Genomic DNA, 455 nt, shown 5'->3' on the forward strand with positions numbered 1-455 from the left:
CGGTTGGTCCATGGCAAAAATATGCGGTTGTGGCAAAAACATCACATAATTTCATTTCGCTCCCGGCTATTGTTGTTCCCGAGGGAATTACTTGGGTTGGGAGAAATACGTGAATAGATTCTTAGCAGTTCTCGCGGTTGCCGCCCTGTCGGCAAGCACCGCGTCAGCAGCAGACATGTTGGCCCCGGTTGCGGGGTCGGCCTATGACTGGAGCGGCCTCTATGTCGGCGGCCATCTCGGCGTTGCCAATGGTGACATCACGGCAACGGATATGACCGAGCCAAACGGTGGGTTCTTCACCGACCTCGTTCCGGCGGGAACAGAAGGATTTGACTTCAACAAAGCCGGCGTAGCCGGCGGTATCCATGCAGGCGCGCAATGGCAGTGGGGACAGTTCATTCTGGGCGGCGAAGCGACCTGGACGGCAACGGGCATCCGCAAGACCATCACCAGCC

General features: G+C 57.6%; 1 pseudogene. It reads left to right on the forward strand.

What is annotated here, in order from left to right:
* Positions 1-175: 175 nt before the first annotated feature.
* Positions 176-455: pseudogene (locus tag EN994_RS34930) on the forward strand (porin family protein); the annotation flags it as partial.

The sequence above is a fragment of the Mesorhizobium sp. M7A.F.Ca.CA.002.09.1.1 genome (assembly GCF_003998555.1).
Classification (GTDB): Bacteria; Pseudomonadota; Alphaproteobacteria; order Rhizobiales; family Rhizobiaceae; genus Mesorhizobium; species Mesorhizobium ciceri.